This is a genomic window from Escherichia sp. E3659, assembly GCF_005781135.1.
Taxonomy (GTDB): Bacteria; Pseudomonadota; Gammaproteobacteria; order Enterobacterales; family Enterobacteriaceae; genus Escherichia.
Genome location: NZ_VATQ01000055.1, coordinates 10,606 through 26,122, shown reverse-complemented (window position 1 = coordinate 26,122; position 15,517 = coordinate 10,606). Strand labels below are relative to the sequence as shown.

Sequence of the window (15,517 nt, the reverse complement as noted above, 5' to 3'; positions counted from 1 at the left end):
TTTCGCAATCCGTGAAGGCGGCCGTACCGTTGGTGCGGGCGTTGTTGCTAAAGTTCTGAGCTAATTACGCGTTAATTAGTTTCGAATTAAAAAGGGCGCTTAGGCGCCCTTTTTGCTGCCCGTAATTTGAGTTCGAAATATTTAGTCGTAATTTCGCTCGCTGAACTGTGGCGCAAATAAAACTGTGCTATTGTAATCATAACTATTCTCATTTACACTTTGCGCAGAATTTGAACGGGAGTAATCATGTACGTTTGTTTGTGTAATGGTGTAAGTGACAAAAAAATTCGCCAGGCAGTTCGTCAGTTTCATCCTCAGTCTTTCCAACAATTACGCAAGTTTATTCCTGTGGGAAATCAATGTGGTAAGTGCATTCGCGCCGCGCGCGAAGTGATGCAGGACGAGTTGATGCAGATGCCAGAATTTAAAGAGATTGCCTGAAGCTCACGCTTATTTTTTGACATCCCGCTAGCCCCATCTACGCTCTAATAGTGGAAGCGGAGGGACTATAAAATGAAAGGTGATGTTAAAATCATAAATTATCTCAATAAACTATTGGGAAATGAGCTTGTCGCGATCAATCAGTATTTTCTTCATGCCCGTATGTTTAAAAACTGGGGCCTGATGCGCCTTAATGATGTCGAATACCATGAATCTATCGATGAGATGAAGCACGCCGATAAATATATCGAGCGTATTTTGTTCTTAGAAGGGATCCCTAACTTACAGGATTTAGGCAAGCTAGGGATCGGTGAAGATGTCGAAGAGATGCTGCAATCCGACCTGCGATTAGAGCTGGAAGGTGCGAAGGATCTTCGTGAGGCTATCGCTTATGCCGACAGCGTTCATGACTATGTTAGCCGCGATATGATGATCGAGATTCTTGCTGATGAAGAAGGTCATATCGACTGGCTCGAAACTGAACTGGATCTCATCGGTAAAATCGGCCTGCAAAATTATCTGCAATCACAAATTAAAGTTAAAGATTAATAGCTTGGCAGCAGACTATCCCAGCCTACAATGAAACCCGCAGCTGCCAGAAATGGCCCAAAAGGCAGCGGGTTTTTTAATGATTCTTTTCCTCTCATGAGCAGACCAATAACTACGGCTCCGCAAGCGAATGAGGCGGCAAGGAAAACCAGCCGTGGCAAGAAGGCCCATGTATGCCAGGCGCCAAGGGCGGCGAGAAACTTCACATCACCATAGCCTAATCCTTCTTTATGACGCAGTATGCGATATCCCCAGTAAATGACAGCGAATGTGCCGTAACCAATAATCGCCCCCCATAACGCATCGGCTAAACCGTCAGGATGACAAAACTGATAGAACAAAAGACCTGACCAGAGTAACGGGCAGGTAAACCTGTCAGGTAACAAGCCATGCTTTGCATCCCAGAAAAACAGCAGGACTGATAAGCAAACGTACAAAATCAGAAAGGGAAGGGTAGCGACCATAAAACATCCTCTGTAATTGGAGTATCACCATCGAATAACTCCGGATACTCAGCAACAGAGAAATCGCTGGTTTGTTAACCAGGTTCCGGTGAAAAACGCTATCTTCACGACCTTACAAATTTCGTGGAATGCAGCTCGCAATCTGTGCGTTGCGATTAATTTCTACCCGATGCTTGCGTCAATCTCAGATTTGCGTATAATGCGCGGGCTTGTCGTAGTTGACAGCAGGTTCAATCTGAACCTCAGTTAGCCGAATTTGGCTACCTAACAATGCTCCCAATCGGGGGGCTACGTAAGAACGGTTACACTCTCCCATCAATCGTAATGGGTCTGAGGAGTAATCATTTTCGTTTATAAAATAATTGGAGCTCTGGTCTCATGCAGAACCAAAGAATCCGTATCCGCCTGAAAGCGTTTGATCATCGTCTGATCGATCAAGCAACCGCGGAAATCGTCGAGACTGCCAAGCGCACTGGTGCGCAGGTCCGTGGTCCGATCCCGCTGCCGACACGCAAAGAGCGCTTCACTGTTCTGATCTCTCCGCACGTCAACAAAGACGCGCGCGATCAGTACGAAATCCGTACTCACTTGCGTCTGGTTGACATCGTTGAGCCAACCGAGAAAACCGTTGATGCTCTGATGCGTCTGGATCTGGCTGCCGGTGTAGACGTGCAGATCAGCCTGGGTTAATCAGGTCATTGAGCGATTGAGAGGTTGAAACAATGATTGGTTTAGTCGGTAAAAAAGTGGGTATGACCCGTATCTTCACAGAAGACGGCGTTTCTATCCCAGTAACCGTAATCGAAGTTGAAGCAAACCGCGTTACTCAGGTTAAAGACCTGGCTAACGATGGCTACCGTGCTATTCAGGTAACCACCGGTGCTAAAAAAGCTAACCGTGTGACCAAGCCTGAAGCTGGCCACTTCGCTAAAGCTGGCGTAGAAGCTGGCCGTGGTCTGTGGGAATTCCGCCTGGCTGAAGGCGAAGAGTTCACTGTAGGTCAGAGCATTAGCGTTGAACTGTTTGCTGACGTTAAAAAAGTTGACGTAACTGGCACCTCTAAAGGTAAAGGTTTCGCAGGTACCGTTAAGCGCTGGAACTTCCGTACCCAGGACGCAACCCACGGTAACTCCTTGTCTCACCGCGTTCCGGGTTCTATCGGTCAGAACCAGACTCCGGGCAAAGTGTTCAAAGGCAAGAAAATGGCAGGTCAGATGGGTAACGAACGTGTAACCGTTCAGAGCCTTGACGTAGTACGCGTTGACGCTGAGCGCAACCTGCTGCTGGTTAAAGGTGCTGTCCCGGGTGCAACCGGTAGCGACCTGATCGTTAAACCAGCTGTGAAGGCGTAAGGAGATAGCAATGGAATTAGTATTGAAAGACGCGCAGAGCGCGCTGACTGTTTCCGAAACTACCTTCGGTCGTGATTTCAACGAAGCGCTGGTTCACCAGGTTGTTGTTGCTTATGCAGCCGGTGCTCGTCAGGGTACTCGTGCTCAGAAGACTCGTGCTGAAGTAACTGGTTCCGGTAAAAAACCGTGGCGCCAGAAAGGCACCGGCCGTGCGCGTTCTGGTTCTATCAAGAGCCCGATTTGGCGTTCTGGTGGCGTGACCTTCGCTGCTCGTCCGCAGGACCACAGTCAAAAAGTTAACAAGAAGATGTACCGCGGCGCGCTGAAAAGCATCCTGTCCGAACTGGTACGTCAGGATCGTCTGATCGTTGTCGAGAAGTTCTCTGTAGAAGCACCGAAAACCAAGCTGCTGGCACAGAAACTGAAAGACATGGCTCTGGAAGATGTGCTGATCATCACCGGTGAGCTGGACGAGAACCTGTTCCTGGCTGCGCGCAACCTGCACAAGGTTGACGTACGCGATGCAACTGGTATCGACCCGGTTAGCCTGATCGCCTTCGACAAAGTCGTAATGACTGCTGATGCTGTTAAGCAAGTTGAGGAGATGCTGGCATGATTCGTGAAGAACGTCTGCTGAAGGTGCTGCGTGCACCGCACGTTTCTGAAAAAGCGTCTACTGCGATGGAAAAATCCAACACCATCGTACTCAAAGTTGCTAAAGACGCGACCAAAGCAGAAATCAAAGCTGCTGTGCAGAAACTGTTTGAAGTCGAAGTCGAAGTCGTTAACACCCTGGTAGTTAAAGGGAAAGTTAAACGTCACGGACAGCGTATCGGTCGTCGTAGCGACTGGAAAAAAGCTTACGTCACCCTGAAAGAAGGCCAGAATCTGGACTTCGTTGGCGGCGCTGAGTAAGTCGGAGGAGTAATACAATGGCAGTTGTTAAATGTAAACCGACATCTCCGGGTCGTCGCCACGTTGTTAAAGTGGTTAACCCTGAGCTGCACAAGGGCAAACCTTTTGCTCCGTTGCTGGAAAAAAACAGCAAATCCGGTGGTCGTAACAACAATGGCCGTATCACCACTCGTCATATCGGTGGTGGCCACAAGCAGGCTTACCGTATTGTTGACTTCAAACGCAACAAAGACGGTATCCCGGCAGTTGTTGAACGTCTTGAGTACGATCCGAACCGTTCCGCGAACATCGCGCTGGTTCTGTACAAAGACGGTGAACGCCGTTACATCCTGGCCCCTAAAGGCCTGAAAGCTGGCGACCAGATTCAGTCTGGCGTTGATGCTGCAATCAAACCAGGTAACACCCTGCCGATGCGCAACATCCCGGTTGGTTCTACTGTTCACAACGTAGAAATGAAACCAGGTAAAGGCGGTCAGCTGGCACGTTCCGCTGGTACTTACGTTCAGATCGTTGCTCGTGATGGTGCTTATGTCACCCTGCGTCTGCGTTCTGGTGAAATGCGTAAAGTAGAAGCAGACTGCCGTGCAACTCTGGGCGAAGTTGGCAATGCTGAGCATATGCTGCGCGTTCTGGGTAAAGCAGGTGCTGCACGCTGGCGTGGTGTTCGTCCGACCGTTCGCGGTACCGCGATGAACCCGGTAGACCACCCACATGGTGGTGGTGAAGGTCGTAACTTTGGTAAGCACCCGGTAACTCCGTGGGGCGTTCAGACCAAAGGTAAGAAGACCCGCAGCAACAAGCGTACTGATAAATTCATCGTACGTCGCCGTAGCAAATAATTTTAGAGGATAAGCCATGCCACGTTCTCTCAAGAAAGGTCCTTTTATTGACCTGCACTTGCTGAAGAAGGTAGAGAAAGCGGTGGAAAGCGGAGACAAGAAGCCCCTGCGCACTTGGTCCCGTCGTTCAACGATCTTTCCTAACATGATCGGTTTGACCATCGCTGTCCATAATGGTCGTCAGCACGTTCCGGTATTTGTAACCGACGAAATGGTCGGCCACAAACTGGGTGAATTCGCACCGACTCGTACTTATCGCGGCCACGCTGCTGATAAAAAAGCGAAAAAGAAATAAGGTAGGAGGAAGAGATGGAAACTATCGCTAAACATCGCCATGCTCGTTCTTCTGCTCAGAAGGTTCGCCTTGTTGCTGACCTGATTCGCGGTAAGAAAGTGTCGCAGGCTCTGGATATTTTGACCTACACCAACAAGAAAGCGGCTGTACTGGTCAAGAAAGTTCTGGAATCTGCCATTGCTAACGCTGAACACAACGATGGCGCTGACATTGACGATCTGAAAGTTACGAAAATTTTCGTAGACGAAGGCCCGAGCATGAAGCGCATTATGCCGCGTGCAAAAGGTCGTGCAGATCGCATCCTGAAGCGCACCAGCCACATCACTGTGGTTGTGTCCGATCGCTGAGACTCTGGAGACTAGCAATGGGTCAGAAAGTACATCCTAATGGTATTCGCCTGGGTATTGTAAAACCATGGAACTCTACCTGGTTTGCGAACACCAAAGAATTCGCTGACAACCTGGACAGCGATTTTAAAGTACGTCAGTACCTGACAAAGGAACTGGCTAAAGCGTCCGTATCTCGTATCGTTATCGAGCGTCCGGCTAAGAGCATTCGTGTAACCATTCACACTGCTCGCCCGGGTATCGTTATCGGTAAAAAAGGTGAAGACGTAGAAAAACTGCGTAAGGTCGTAGCGGACATCGCTGGCGTTCCTGCACAGATCAACATCGCCGAAGTTCGTAAGCCTGAACTGGACGCAAAACTGGTTGCTGACAGCATCACTTCTCAGCTGGAACGTCGTGTTATGTTCCGTCGTGCTATGAAGCGTGCTGTACAGAACGCAATGCGTCTGGGCGCTAAAGGTATTAAAGTTGAAGTTAGCGGCCGTCTGGGCGGCGCGGAAATCGCACGTACCGAATGGTACCGCGAAGGTCGCGTACCGCTGCACACTCTGCGTGCTGACATCGACTACAACACCTCTGAAGCGCACACCACTTACGGTGTAATCGGCGTTAAAGTGTGGATCTTCAAAGGCGAGATCCTGGGTGGTATGGCTGCTGTTGAACAACCGGAAAAACCGGCTGCTCAGCCTAAAAAGCAGCAGCGTAAAGGCCGTAAATAAGGAGCGTCGCTGATGTTACAACCAAAGCGTACAAAATTCCGTAAAATGCACAAAGGCCGTAACCGCGGTCTGGCGCAGGGTACGGATGTTAGCTTCGGCAGCTTCGGTCTGAAAGCTGTTGGCCGTGGTCGTCTGACTGCACGTCAGATCGAAGCAGCACGTCGTGCTATGACCCGTGCAGTTAAGCGTCAAGGTAAGATCTGGATCCGTGTGTTCCCGGACAAACCGATCACTGAAAAGCCGCTGGCAGTGCGTATGGGTAAAGGTAAAGGTAACGTGGAGTATTGGGTTGCCTTGATTCAGCCGGGTAAAGTCCTGTATGAAATGGACGGTGTTCCGGAAGAGCTGGCCCGTGAAGCATTCAAGCTGGCAGCAGCGAAACTGCCGATTAAAACCACCTTTGTAACTAAGACGGTGATGTAATGAAAGCAAAAGAGCTGCGTGAGAAGAGCGTTGAAGAGCTGAACACCGAGCTGCTGAACCTGCTGCGTGAGCAGTTCAACCTGCGTATGCAGGCTGCAAGTGGCCAGCTGCAACAGTCTCACCTGTTGAAGCAAGTGCGTCGCGATGTCGCACGCGTTAAGACTTTACTGAACGAGAAGGCGGGTGCGTAATGACCGATAAAATCCGTACTCTGCAAGGTCGCGTTGTTAGCGACAAAATGGAGAAATCCATTGTTGTTGCTATCGAACGTTTTGTGAAACACCCGATCTACGGTAAATTCATCAAGCGTACGACCAAACTGCACGTACATGACGAGAACAACGAATGCGGTATCGGTGACGTGGTTGAAATCCGCGAATGCCGTCCGCTGTCCAAGACTAAATCCTGGACGCTGGTTCGCGTTGTAGAGAAAGCGGTTCTGTAATACAGTACACTCTCTCGATACGAATAAACGGCTCAGAAATGAGCCGTTTATTTTTTCTACCCATATCCTTGAAGCGGTGTTATAATGCCGCGCCCTCGATATGGGGATTTTTAACGACCTGATTTTCGGGTCTCAGTAGTAGTTGACATTAGCGGAGCACTAAAATGATCCAAGAACAGACTATGCTGAACGTCGCCGACAACTCCGGTGCACGTCGCGTAATGTGTATCAAGGTTCTGGGTGGCTCGCACCGTCGCTACGCAGGCGTAGGCGACATCATCAAGATCACCATCAAAGAAGCAATTCCGCGTGGTAAGGTCAAAAAAGGTGATGTGCTGAAGGCGGTAGTGGTGCGCACCAAGAAGGGTGTTCGTCGCCCGGACGGTTCTGTCATTCGCTTCGATGGTAATGCTTGTGTTCTTCTGAACAACAACAGCGAGCAGCCTATCGGTACGCGTATTTTTGGGCCGGTAACTCGTGAGCTTCGTAGTGAGAAGTTCATGAAAATTATCTCTCTGGCACCAGAAGTACTCTAAGGAGCGAATCATGGCAGCGAAAATCCGTCGTGATGACGAAGTTATCGTGTTAACCGGTAAAGATAAAGGTAAACGCGGTAAAGTTAAGAATGTCCTGTCTTCCGGCAAGGTCATTGTTGAAGGTATCAACCTGGTTAAGAAACATCAGAAGCCGGTTCCGGCCCTGAACCAACCGGGTGGCATCGTTGAAAAAGAAGCCGCTATTCAGGTTTCCAACGTAGCAATCTTCAATGCGGCAACCGGCAAGGCTGACCGTGTAGGCTTTAGATTCGAAGACGGCAAAAAAGTCCGTTTCTTCAAGTCTAACAGCGAAACTATCAAGTAATTTGGAGTAGTACGATGGCGAAACTGCATGATTACTACAAAGACGAAGTAGTTAAAAAACTCATGACTGAGTTTAACTACAATTCTGTCATGCAAGTCCCTCGGGTCGAGAAGATCACCCTGAACATGGGTGTTGGTGAAGCGATCGCTGACAAAAAACTGCTGGATAACGCAGCAGCAGACCTGGCAGCAATCTCCGGTCAAAAACCGCTGATCACCAAAGCACGCAAATCTGTTGCAGGCTTCAAAATCCGTCAGGGCTATCCGATCGGCTGTAAAGTAACTCTGCGTGGCGAACGCATGTGGGAGTTCTTTGAGCGCCTGATCACTATTGCTGTACCGCGTATCCGTGACTTCCGTGGCTTGTCCGCTAAGTCTTTCGACGGTCGTGGTAACTACAGCATGGGTGTCCGTGAGCAGATCATCTTCCCAGAAATCGACTACGATAAAGTCGACCGCGTTCGTGGTTTGGATATTACCATTACCACTACTGCGAAATCTGACGAAGAAGGCCGTGCTCTGCTGGCTGCCTTTGACTTCCCGTTCCGCAAGTAAGGTAGGGTTACTAAATGGCTAAGCAATCAATGAAAGCACGCGAAGTAAAACGCGTAGCTTTAGCTGATAAATACTTCGCGAAACGCGCTGAACTGAAAGCGATCATCTCTGATGTGAACGCTTCCGACGAAGATCGTTGGAATGCTGTTCTCAAGCTGCAGACTCTGCCGCGTGATTCCAGCCCGTCTCGTCAGCGTAACCGCTGCCGTCAAACAGGTCGTCCGCATGGTTTCCTGCGGAAGTTCGGGTTGAGCCGTATTAAGGTCCGTGAAGCCGCTATGCGCGGTGAAATCCCGGGTCTGAAAAAGGCTAGCTGGTAATTGTCACCAATTGAATCACGGGAGTAAAGACAGATGAGCATGCAAGATCCGATCGCGGATATGCTGACCCGTATCCGTAACGGTCAGGCCGCGAACAAAGCTGCGGTCACCATGCCTTCCTCCAAGCTGAAAGTGGCAATCGCCAACGTGCTGAAGGAAGAAGGTTTTATTGAAGATTTTAAAGTTGAAGGCGACACCAAGCCTGAACTGGAACTTACTCTGAAGTATTTCCAGGGCAAAGCTGTTGTAGAAAGCATTCAGCGTGTCAGCCGCCCAGGTCTGCGCATCTATAAACGTAAAGATGAGCTGCCGAAAGTTATGGCGGGTCTGGGTATCGCAGTTGTTTCTACCTCTAAAGGTGTTATGACTGATCGTGCAGCGCGCCAGGCTGGTCTTGGTGGCGAAATTATCTGCTACGTAGCCTAATCGGAGGAAAAAATGTCTCGTGTTGCTAAAGCACCGGTCGTTGTTCCTGCCGGCGTTGATGTAAAAATCAACGGTCAGGTTATTACGATCAAAGGTAAAAACGGCGAGCTGACTCGTACTCTCAACGATGCTGTTGAAGTTAAACATGCAGATAATACCCTGACCTTCGGTCCGCGTGATGGTTACGCAGACGGTTGGGCTCAGGCTGGTACCGCGCGTGCCCTGCTGAACTCAATGGTTATCGGTGTTACCGAAGGCTTCACTAAGAAGCTGCAGCTGGTTGGTGTAGGTTACCGTGCAGCGGTTAAAGGCAATGTGATTAACCTGTCTCTGGGTTTCTCTCATCCTGTTGACCATCAGCTGCCTGCGGGTATCACTGCTGAATGTCCGACTCAGACTGAAATCGTGCTGAAAGGCGCTGATAAGCAGATGATCGGCCAGGTTGCAGCGGATCTGCGCGCCTACCGTCGTCCTGAGCCTTACAAAGGCAAGGGTGTTCGTTACGCCGACGAAGTCGTGCGTACCAAAGAGGCTAAGAAGAAGTAAGGTAACACTATGGATAAGAAATCTGCTCGTATCCGTCGTGCGACCCGCGCACGCCGCAAGCTCCAGGAGCTGGGCGCAACTCGCCTGGTGGTACATCGTACCCCGCGTCACATTTACGCACAGGTAATTGCACCGAACGGTTCTGAAGTTCTGGTAGCTGCTTCTACTGTAGAAAAAGCTATCGCTGAACAACTGAAGTACACCGGTAACAAAGACGCGGCTGCAGCTGTGGGTAAAGCTGTCGCTGAACGCGCTCTGGAAAAAGGCATCAAAGATGTATCCTTTGACCGTTCCGGGTTCCAATATCATGGTCGTGTCCAGGCACTGGCAGATGCTGCCCGTGAAGCTGGCCTTCAGTTCTAAGGTAGAGGTGTAAGATGGCTCACATCGAAAAACAAGCTGGCGAACTGCAGGAAAAGCTGATCGCGGTAAACCGCGTATCTAAAACCGTTAAAGGTGGTCGTATTTTCTCCTTCACAGCTCTGACTGTAGTTGGCGATGGTAACGGTCGCGTTGGTTTTGGTTACGGTAAAGCGCGTGAAGTTCCAGCAGCGATCCAGAAAGCGATGGAAAAAGCCCGTCGCAATATGATTAACGTCGCGCTGAATAACGGCACTCTGCAACACCCTGTTAAAGGTGTTCATACGGGTTCTCGCGTATTCATGCAGCCGGCTTCCGAAGGTACCGGTATCATCGCCGGTGGTGCAATGCGCGCCGTTCTGGAAGTCGCTGGGGTTCATAACGTTCTGGCTAAAGCGTATGGTTCCACCAACCCGATTAACGTGGTTCGTGCAACTATCGATGGCCTGGAAAATATGAATTCTCCAGAAATGGTCGCTGCCAAGCGTGGTAAATCCGTTGAAGAAATTCTGGGGAAATAAACCATGGCAAAGACTATTAAAATTACTCAAACCCGCAGTGCAATCGGTCGTCTGCCGAAACACAAGGCAACGCTGCTTGGCCTGGGTCTGCGTCGTATTGGTCACACCGTAGAGCGCGAGGATACTCCTGCTATTCGCGGTATGATCAACGCGGTTTCCTTCATGGTTAAAGTTGAGGAGTAAGAGATGCGTTTAAATACTCTGTCTCCGGCCGAAGGCTCCAAAAAGGCGGGTAAACGCCTGGGTCGTGGTATCGGTTCTGGCCTCGGTAAAACCGGTGGTCGTGGTCACAAAGGTCAGAAATCTCGTTCTGGCGGTGGCGTACGTCGCGGTTTCGAGGGTGGTCAGATGCCTCTGTACCGTCGTCTGCCGAAATTCGGCTTCACTTCTCGTAAAGCAGCGATTACAGCCGAAGTTCGTCTGTCTGACCTGGCTAAAGTAGAAGGCGGTGTTGTAGACCTGAACACGCTGAAAGCGGCTAACATTATCGGTATCCAGATCGAGTTCGCGAAAGTGATCCTGGCTGGCGAAGTAACTACTCCGGTAACTGTTCGTGGCCTGCGTGTTACTAAAGGCGCTCGTGCTGCTATCGAAGCTGCTGGCGGTAAAATCGAGGAATAAGTAGCAGATGGCTAAACAACCGGGATTAGATTTTCAAAGTGCCAAAGGTGGCTTAGGCGAGCTGAAACGCAGACTGCTGTTTGTTATCGGTGCGCTGATTGTGTTCCGTATTGGCTCTTTTATTCCGATCCCTGGTATTGATGCCGCTGTACTTGCCAAACTGCTTGAGCAACAGCGAGGCACCATCATTGAGATGTTTAACATGTTCTCTGGTGGTGCTCTCAGCCGTGCTTCTATCTTTGCTCTGGGGATCATGCCGTATATTTCGGCGTCGATCATTATCCAGCTGCTGACGGTGGTTCACCCAACGTTGGCAGAAATTAAGAAAGAAGGGGAGTCTGGTCGTCGTAAGATCAGCCAGTACACCCGTTACGGTACTCTGGTGCTGGCAATATTCCAGTCGATCGGTATTGCTACCGGTCTGCCGAATATGCCTGGTATGCAAGGCCTGGTTATTAACCCGGGCTTTGCATTCTACTTCACCGCTGTTGTAAGTCTGGTCACAGGAACGATGTTCCTGATGTGGTTGGGCGAACAGATCACTGAACGAGGTATCGGCAACGGTATTTCAATCATTATCTTCGCCGGTATTGTCGCGGGACTCCCGCCAGCCATTGCCCATACTATCGAGCAAGCGCGTCAAGGCGACCTGCACTTCCTCGTGTTGCTGTTGGTTGCAGTATTAGTATTTGCAGTGACGTTCTTTGTTGTATTTGTTGAGCGTGGTCAACGCCGCATTGTGGTAAACTACGCAAAACGTCAGCAAGGTCGTCGTGTCTATGCTGCACAGAGCACACATTTACCGCTGAAAGTGAATATGGCGGGGGTAATCCCGGCAATCTTCGCTTCCAGTATTATTCTGTTCCCGGCTACCATCGCGTCATGGTTCGGGGGCGGTACTGGTTGGAACTGGCTGACAACAATTTCGCTGTATTTGCAGCCTGGGCAACCGCTTTATGTGTTACTCTATGCGTCTGCAATCATCTTCTTCTGTTTCTTCTATACGGCGTTGGTTTTCAACCCGCGTGAAACAGCAGATAACCTGAAGAAGTCCGGTGCATTTGTACCAGGAATTCGTCCGGGAGAGCAAACGGCGAAGTATATCGATAAAGTAATGACCCGCCTGACCCTGGTTGGTGCGCTGTACATTACCTTTATCTGCCTGATCCCGGAGTTCATGCGTGATGCAATGAAAGTACCGTTCTACTTCGGTGGGACCTCACTGCTTATCGTTGTTGTCGTGATTATGGACTTTATGGCTCAAGTGCAAACTCTGATGATGTCCAGTCAGTATGAGTCTGCATTGAAGAAGGCGAACCTGAAAGGCTACGGCCGATAATTGGTCGCCCGAGAAGTTACGGAGAGTAAAAATGAAAGTTCGTGCTTCCGTCAAGAAATTATGCCGTAACTGCAAAATCGTTAAGCGTGATGGTGTCATCCGTGTGATTTGCAGTGCCGAGCCGAAGCATAAACAGCGCCAAGGCTGATTTATTCGCATATTTTTCTTGCAAAGTTGGGTTGAGCTGGCTAGATTAGCCAGCCAATCTTTTGTATGTCTGTGCGTTTCCATTTGAGTATCCTGAAAACGGGCTTTTCAGCATGGAACGTACATATTAAATAGTAGGAGTGCATAGTGGCCCGTATAGCAGGCATTAACATTCCTGATCATAAGCATGCCGTAATCGCATTAACTTCGATTTATGGCGTCGGCAAGACCCGTTCTAAAGCCATCCTGGCTGCAGCGGGTATCGCTGAAGATGTTAAGATCAGTGAGCTGTCTGAAGGACAAATCGACACGCTGCGTGACGAAGTTGCCAAATTTGTCGTTGAAGGTGATCTGCGCCGTGAAATCAGCATGAGCATCAAGCGCCTGATGGATCTTGGTTGCTATCGCGGTTTGCGTCATCGTCGTGGTCTACCGGTTCGCGGTCAGCGTACCAAGACCAACGCACGTACCCGTAAGGGTCCGCGCAAACCGATCAAGAAATAATCGGGGTGATTGAATAATGGCAAAGGCACCAATTCGTGCACGTAAACGTGTAAGAAAACAAGTCTCTGACGGCGTGGCTCATATCCATGCTTCTTTCAACAACACCATCGTGACTATCACTGATCGTCAGGGTAACGCGTTGGGTTGGGCAACAGCCGGTGGTTCCGGTTTCCGTGGTTCTCGCAAATCCACTCCGTTTGCAGCTCAGGTTGCAGCAGAGCGTTGCGCTGACGCCGTGAAAGAATACGGTATCAAGAATCTGGAAGTTATGGTTAAAGGTCCGGGTCCAGGCCGCGAATCTACTATTCGTGCTCTGAACGCCGCAGGTTTCCGCATCACTAACATTACTGATGTGACTCCGATCCCTCATAACGGTTGTCGTCCGCCGAAAAAACGTCGCGTATAACGCTTCGTTTTCCAGGTTTGTTGGAGAAAGAAAATGGCAAGATATTTGGGTCCTAAGCTCAAGCTGAGCCGTCGTGAGGGCACCGACTTATTCCTTAAGTCTGGCGTTCGCGCGATCGATACCAAGTGTAAAATTGAACAAGCTCCTGGCCAGCACGGTGCGCGTAAACCGCGTCTGTCTGACTATGGTGTGCAGTTGCGTGAAAAGCAAAAAGTTCGCCGTATCTATGGTGTGCTGGAGCGTCAGTTCCGTAACTACTACAAAGAAGCAGCACGTCTGAAAGGCAACACCGGTGAAAACCTGTTGGCTCTGCTGGAAGGTCGTCTGGACAACGTTGTATACCGTATGGGCTTCGGTGCCACTCGTGCAGAAGCACGTCAGCTGGTTAGCCATAAAGCAATTATGGTAAACGGTCGTGTTGTTAACATCGCTTCTTATCAGGTTAGTCCGAATGACGTTGTAAGCATTCGTGAGAAAGCGAAGAAGCAGTCTCGCGTGAAAGCCGCTCTGGAGCTGGCTGAGCAGCGTGAAAAGCCAACCTGGCTGGAAGTTGATGCTGGCAAGATGGAAGGTACGTTTAAGCGTAAGCCGGAGCGTTCTGATCTGTCTGCGGACATTAACGAACACCTGATCGTCGAGCTTTACTCCAAGTAAAGCTTAGTACCAAAGAGAGGACACAATGCAGGGTTCTGTGACAGAGTTTCTAAAACCGCGCCTGGTTGATATCGAGCAAGTGAGTTCGACGCACGCCAAGGTGACCCTTGAGCCTTTAGAGCGTGGCTTTGGCCATACTCTGGGTAACGCACTGCGCCGTATTCTGCTCTCATCGATGCCGGGTTGCGCGGTGACCGAGGTTGAGATTGATGGTGTACTACATGAGTACAGCACCAAAGAAGGCGTTCAGGAAGATATCCTGGAAATCCTGCTCAACCTGAAAGGGCTGGCGGTGAGAGTTCAGGGCAAAGATGAAGTTATTCTTACCTTGAATAAATCTGGCATTGGCCCTGTGACTGCAGCCGATATCACCCACGACGGTGATGTCGAAATCGTCAAGCCGCAGCACGTGATCTGCCACCTGACCGATGAGAACGCGTCTATTAGCATGCGTATCAAAGTTCAGCGCGGTCGTGGTTATGTGCCGGCTTCTACCCGAATTCATTCGGAAGAAGATGAGCGCCCAATCGGCCGTCTGCTGGTCGACGCATGCTACAGCCCTGTAGAGCGTATTGCCTACAATGTTGAAGCAGCGCGTGTAGAACAGCGTACCGACCTGGACAAGCTGGTCATCGAAATGGAAACCAACGGCACAATCGATCCTGAAGAGGCGATTCGTCGTGCGGCAACCATTCTGGCTGAACAACTGGAAGCTTTCGTTGACTTACGTGATGTACGTCAGCCGGAAGTGAAAGAAGAGAAACCAGAGTTCGATCCGATCCTGCTGCGCCCTGTTGACGATCTGGAATTGACTGTCCGCTCTGCTAACTGCCTTAAAGCAGAAGCTATCCACTATATCGGTGATCTGGTACAGCGTACCGAGGTTGAGCTCCTTAAAACGCCTAACCTTGGTAAAAAATCTCTTACTGAGATTAAAGACGTGCTGGCTTCCCGTGGACTGTCTCTGGGTATGCGCCTGGAAAACTGGCCACCGGCAAGCATCGCTGACGAGTAACCGGATCACAGGTTAAGGTTTTACTGAGAAGGATAAGGTCATGCGCCATCGTAAGAGTGGTCGTCAACTGAACCGCAACAGCAGCCATCGCCAGGCTATGTTCCGCAATATGGCAGGTTCACTGGTTCGTCATGAAATCATCAAGACGACTCTGCCTAAAGCGAAAGAGCTGCGCCGCGTAGTTGAGCCGCTGATTACTCTTGCCAAGACTGATAGCGTTGCTAATCGTCGTCTGGCATTCGCCCGTACTCGTGATAACGAGATCGTGGCAAAACTGTTTAACGAACTGGGCCCGCGTTTCGCGAGCCGTGCCGGTGGTTACACTCGTATTCTGAAGTGTGGCTTCCGTGCAGGCGACAACGCGCCGATGGCTTACATCGAGCTGGTTGATCGTTCAGAGAAAGCAGAAGCTGCTGCAGAGTAATCTGAAGCAACGTAAAAAAACCCGCCCCGG

The 15,517-nt window shown here is 50.1% G+C and carries 32 protein-coding genes; 31 read left to right on the top strand and 1 reads right to left on the bottom strand.

The window, feature by feature from the left end; translation table 11 throughout:
- From FEK47_RS23970 to bfr, 3 genes are all read left to right on the top strand, one after another.
- Positions 1-64, top strand: a 64-nt coding sequence (locus FEK47_RS23970) for an elongation factor Tu (RefSeq protein ID WP_072095827.1), incomplete at its 5' end; no start/stop codon positions are given.
- A gap of 182 nt (positions 65-246) precedes the next feature.
- Positions 247-441, top strand: coding sequence for a bacterioferritin-associated ferredoxin (bfd, locus tag FEK47_RS23965; RefSeq protein ID WP_000289090.1), 195 nt, complete (start codon positions 247-249; stop codon positions 439-441).
- Between the two features lie 72 nt (positions 442-513).
- A complete protein-coding gene (bfr, locus tag FEK47_RS23960) occupies positions 514-990 on the top strand; it encodes a bacterioferritin (RefSeq protein WP_000675515.1) in 477 nt (158 codons plus the stop codon).
- On the opposite strand, the gene FEK47_RS23955 is transcribed toward bfr, so the two are convergent.
- A complete protein-coding gene (locus tag FEK47_RS23955; protein WP_138183406.1) occupies positions 987-1,454 on the bottom strand; it encodes an A24 family peptidase in 468 nt (155 codons plus the stop codon). The two genes, bfr and FEK47_RS23955, sit on opposite strands and share 4 nt — an antisense overlap.
- Positions 1,455-1,832: 378 nt before the next feature.
- On the opposite strand from FEK47_RS23955, the gene rpsJ reads away from it, so the two are divergent.
- The 28 genes from rpsJ to rplQ all read left to right on the top strand — a co-directional run bounded on the left by rpsJ (position 1,833) and on the right by rplQ (position 15,487).
- Positions 1,833-2,144 (top strand): 30S ribosomal protein S10, encoded by a 312-nt coding sequence (rpsJ, locus tag FEK47_RS23950; protein WP_001181004.1) that lies wholly within the window; start codon positions 1,833-1,835, stop codon positions 2,142-2,144.
- A gap of 32 nt (positions 2,145-2,176) precedes the next feature.
- A complete protein-coding gene (gene rplC, locus FEK47_RS23945; protein WP_000579833.1) occupies positions 2,177-2,806 on the top strand; it encodes a 50S ribosomal protein L3 in 630 nt (209 codons plus the stop codon).
- Between the two features lie 10 nt (positions 2,807-2,816).
- Positions 2,817-3,422 (top strand): 50S ribosomal protein L4, encoded by a 606-nt coding sequence (gene rplD / locus FEK47_RS23940; protein ID WP_000424395.1) that lies wholly within the window; start codon positions 2,817-2,819, stop codon positions 3,420-3,422.
- The gene (rplW, locus tag FEK47_RS23935) at positions 3,419-3,721 is read left to right on the top strand and encodes a 50S ribosomal protein L23 (protein ID WP_000617544.1); all 303 of its coding nucleotides are present in this window, start codon (positions 3,419-3,421) and stop codon (positions 3,719-3,721) included. Before rplD ends, rplW begins: the two co-directional genes overlap by 4 nt.
- Before the next feature lie 17 nt (positions 3,722-3,738).
- On the top strand, positions 3,739-4,560 hold the full coding sequence (gene rplB / locus FEK47_RS23930) for a 50S ribosomal protein L2 (protein ID WP_000301864.1): 822 nt from the start codon (positions 3,739-3,741) through the stop codon (positions 4,558-4,560).
- 16 nt (positions 4,561-4,576) lie between these two features.
- A complete protein-coding gene (gene rpsS / locus FEK47_RS23925) occupies positions 4,577-4,855 on the top strand; it encodes a 30S ribosomal protein S19 (protein ID WP_001138117.1) in 279 nt (92 codons plus the stop codon).
- A 14-nt stretch (positions 4,856-4,869) separates the two neighbouring features.
- On the top strand, positions 4,870-5,202 hold the full coding sequence (gene rplV, locus FEK47_RS23920; RefSeq protein WP_000447529.1) for a 50S ribosomal protein L22: 333 nt from the start codon (positions 4,870-4,872) through the stop codon (positions 5,200-5,202).
- A 17-nt stretch (positions 5,203-5,219) separates the two neighbouring features.
- Positions 5,220-5,921 (top strand): 30S ribosomal protein S3, encoded by a 702-nt coding sequence (gene rpsC / locus FEK47_RS23915; RefSeq protein ID WP_000529945.1) that lies wholly within the window; start codon positions 5,220-5,222, stop codon positions 5,919-5,921.
- A gap of 12 nt (positions 5,922-5,933) precedes the next feature.
- Positions 5,934-6,344 (top strand): 50S ribosomal protein L16, encoded by a 411-nt coding sequence (rplP, locus tag FEK47_RS23910; protein WP_000941212.1) that lies wholly within the window; start codon positions 5,934-5,936, stop codon positions 6,342-6,344.
- Entirely contained in the window at positions 6,344-6,535 is a 192-nt protein-coding gene (gene rpmC / locus FEK47_RS23905; protein ID WP_000644741.1) for a 50S ribosomal protein L29, read from the top strand. The genes rplP and rpmC overlap by 1 nt, the downstream gene beginning before the upstream one ends.
- Positions 6,535-6,789: a 30S ribosomal protein S17 gene (rpsQ, locus tag FEK47_RS23900; RefSeq protein WP_000130100.1), complete on the top strand. Its 255-nt coding sequence runs from the start codon at positions 6,535-6,537 to the stop codon at positions 6,787-6,789. The genes rpmC and rpsQ overlap by 1 nt, the downstream gene beginning before the upstream one ends.
- 164 nt (positions 6,790-6,953) lie before the next feature.
- Positions 6,954-7,325: a 50S ribosomal protein L14 gene (gene rplN, locus FEK47_RS23895; RefSeq protein WP_000613955.1), complete on the top strand. Its 372-nt coding sequence runs from the start codon at positions 6,954-6,956 to the stop codon at positions 7,323-7,325.
- A gap of 10 nt (positions 7,326-7,335) precedes the next feature.
- Positions 7,336-7,650, top strand: a complete 315-nt coding sequence (rplX, locus tag FEK47_RS23890; protein WP_000729185.1) for a 50S ribosomal protein L24 — start codon at positions 7,336-7,338, stop codon at positions 7,648-7,650.
- A gap of 14 nt (positions 7,651-7,664) precedes the next feature.
- A complete protein-coding gene (gene rplE / locus FEK47_RS23885) occupies positions 7,665-8,204 on the top strand; it encodes a 50S ribosomal protein L5 (RefSeq protein WP_001096200.1) in 540 nt (179 codons plus the stop codon).
- Between the two features lie 14 nt (positions 8,205-8,218).
- Positions 8,219-8,524 (top strand): 30S ribosomal protein S14, encoded by a 306-nt coding sequence (gene rpsN, locus FEK47_RS23880; RefSeq protein ID WP_001118930.1) that lies wholly within the window; start codon positions 8,219-8,221, stop codon positions 8,522-8,524.
- A gap of 33 nt (positions 8,525-8,557) precedes the next feature.
- Positions 8,558-8,950: a 30S ribosomal protein S8 gene (gene rpsH, locus FEK47_RS23875; protein WP_000062611.1), complete on the top strand. Its 393-nt coding sequence runs from the start codon at positions 8,558-8,560 to the stop codon at positions 8,948-8,950.
- A 12-nt stretch (positions 8,951-8,962) separates the two neighbouring features.
- Positions 8,963-9,496 carry a 50S ribosomal protein L6 gene (rplF, locus tag FEK47_RS23870; protein ID WP_064524927.1) on the top strand — a complete coding sequence of 178 codons (534 nt, stop codon included), beginning with the start codon at positions 8,963-8,965 and terminating at the stop codon, positions 9,494-9,496.
- Positions 9,497-9,505: 9 nt separating this feature from the next.
- On the top strand, positions 9,506-9,859 hold the full coding sequence (gene rplR, locus FEK47_RS23865) for a 50S ribosomal protein L18 (protein ID WP_000358960.1): 354 nt from the start codon (positions 9,506-9,508) through the stop codon (positions 9,857-9,859).
- 14 nt (positions 9,860-9,873) lie between these two features.
- Entirely contained in the window at positions 9,874-10,377 is a 504-nt protein-coding gene (rpsE, locus tag FEK47_RS23860) for a 30S ribosomal protein S5 (RefSeq protein ID WP_000940121.1), read from the top strand.
- Between the two features lie 3 nt (positions 10,378-10,380).
- Positions 10,381-10,560, top strand: coding sequence for a 50S ribosomal protein L30 (gene rpmD / locus FEK47_RS23855; RefSeq protein WP_001140433.1), 180 nt, complete (start codon positions 10,381-10,383; stop codon positions 10,558-10,560).
- 3 nt (positions 10,561-10,563) lie between these two features.
- Positions 10,564-10,998 carry a 50S ribosomal protein L15 gene (gene rplO / locus FEK47_RS23850; RefSeq protein ID WP_001238917.1) on the top strand — a complete coding sequence of 145 codons (435 nt, stop codon included), beginning with the start codon at positions 10,564-10,566 and terminating at the stop codon, positions 10,996-10,998.
- A gap of 7 nt (positions 10,999-11,005) precedes the next feature.
- A complete protein-coding gene (secY, locus tag FEK47_RS23845; RefSeq protein ID WP_001118861.1) occupies positions 11,006-12,337 on the top strand; it encodes a preprotein translocase subunit SecY in 1,332 nt (443 codons plus the stop codon).
- A gap of 31 nt (positions 12,338-12,368) precedes the next feature.
- Positions 12,369-12,485 (top strand): 50S ribosomal protein L36, encoded by a 117-nt coding sequence (rpmJ, locus tag FEK47_RS23840; RefSeq protein ID WP_000868187.1) that lies wholly within the window; start codon positions 12,369-12,371, stop codon positions 12,483-12,485.
- Positions 12,486-12,631: 146 nt separating this feature from the next.
- Positions 12,632-12,988, top strand: coding sequence for a 30S ribosomal protein S13 (gene rpsM, locus FEK47_RS23835; RefSeq protein WP_000090775.1), 357 nt, complete (start codon positions 12,632-12,634; stop codon positions 12,986-12,988).
- 16 nt (positions 12,989-13,004) lie between these two features.
- On the top strand, positions 13,005-13,394 hold the full coding sequence (gene rpsK / locus FEK47_RS23830; protein WP_001029684.1) for a 30S ribosomal protein S11: 390 nt from the start codon (positions 13,005-13,007) through the stop codon (positions 13,392-13,394).
- 33 nt (positions 13,395-13,427) lie between these two features.
- The gene (gene rpsD, locus FEK47_RS23825) at positions 13,428-14,048 is read left to right on the top strand and encodes a 30S ribosomal protein S4 (RefSeq protein ID WP_000135224.1); all 621 of its coding nucleotides are present in this window, start codon (positions 13,428-13,430) and stop codon (positions 14,046-14,048) included.
- 25 nt (positions 14,049-14,073) lie between these two features.
- The gene (gene rpoA, locus FEK47_RS23820; protein WP_001162094.1) at positions 14,074-15,063 is read left to right on the top strand and encodes a DNA-directed RNA polymerase subunit alpha; all 990 of its coding nucleotides are present in this window, start codon (positions 14,074-14,076) and stop codon (positions 15,061-15,063) included.
- Between the two features lie 40 nt (positions 15,064-15,103).
- Positions 15,104-15,487 carry a 50S ribosomal protein L17 gene (rplQ, locus tag FEK47_RS23815; RefSeq protein WP_001216368.1) on the top strand — a complete coding sequence of 128 codons (384 nt, stop codon included), beginning with the start codon at positions 15,104-15,106 and terminating at the stop codon, positions 15,485-15,487.
- Positions 15,488-15,517: the final 30 nt, after the last annotated feature.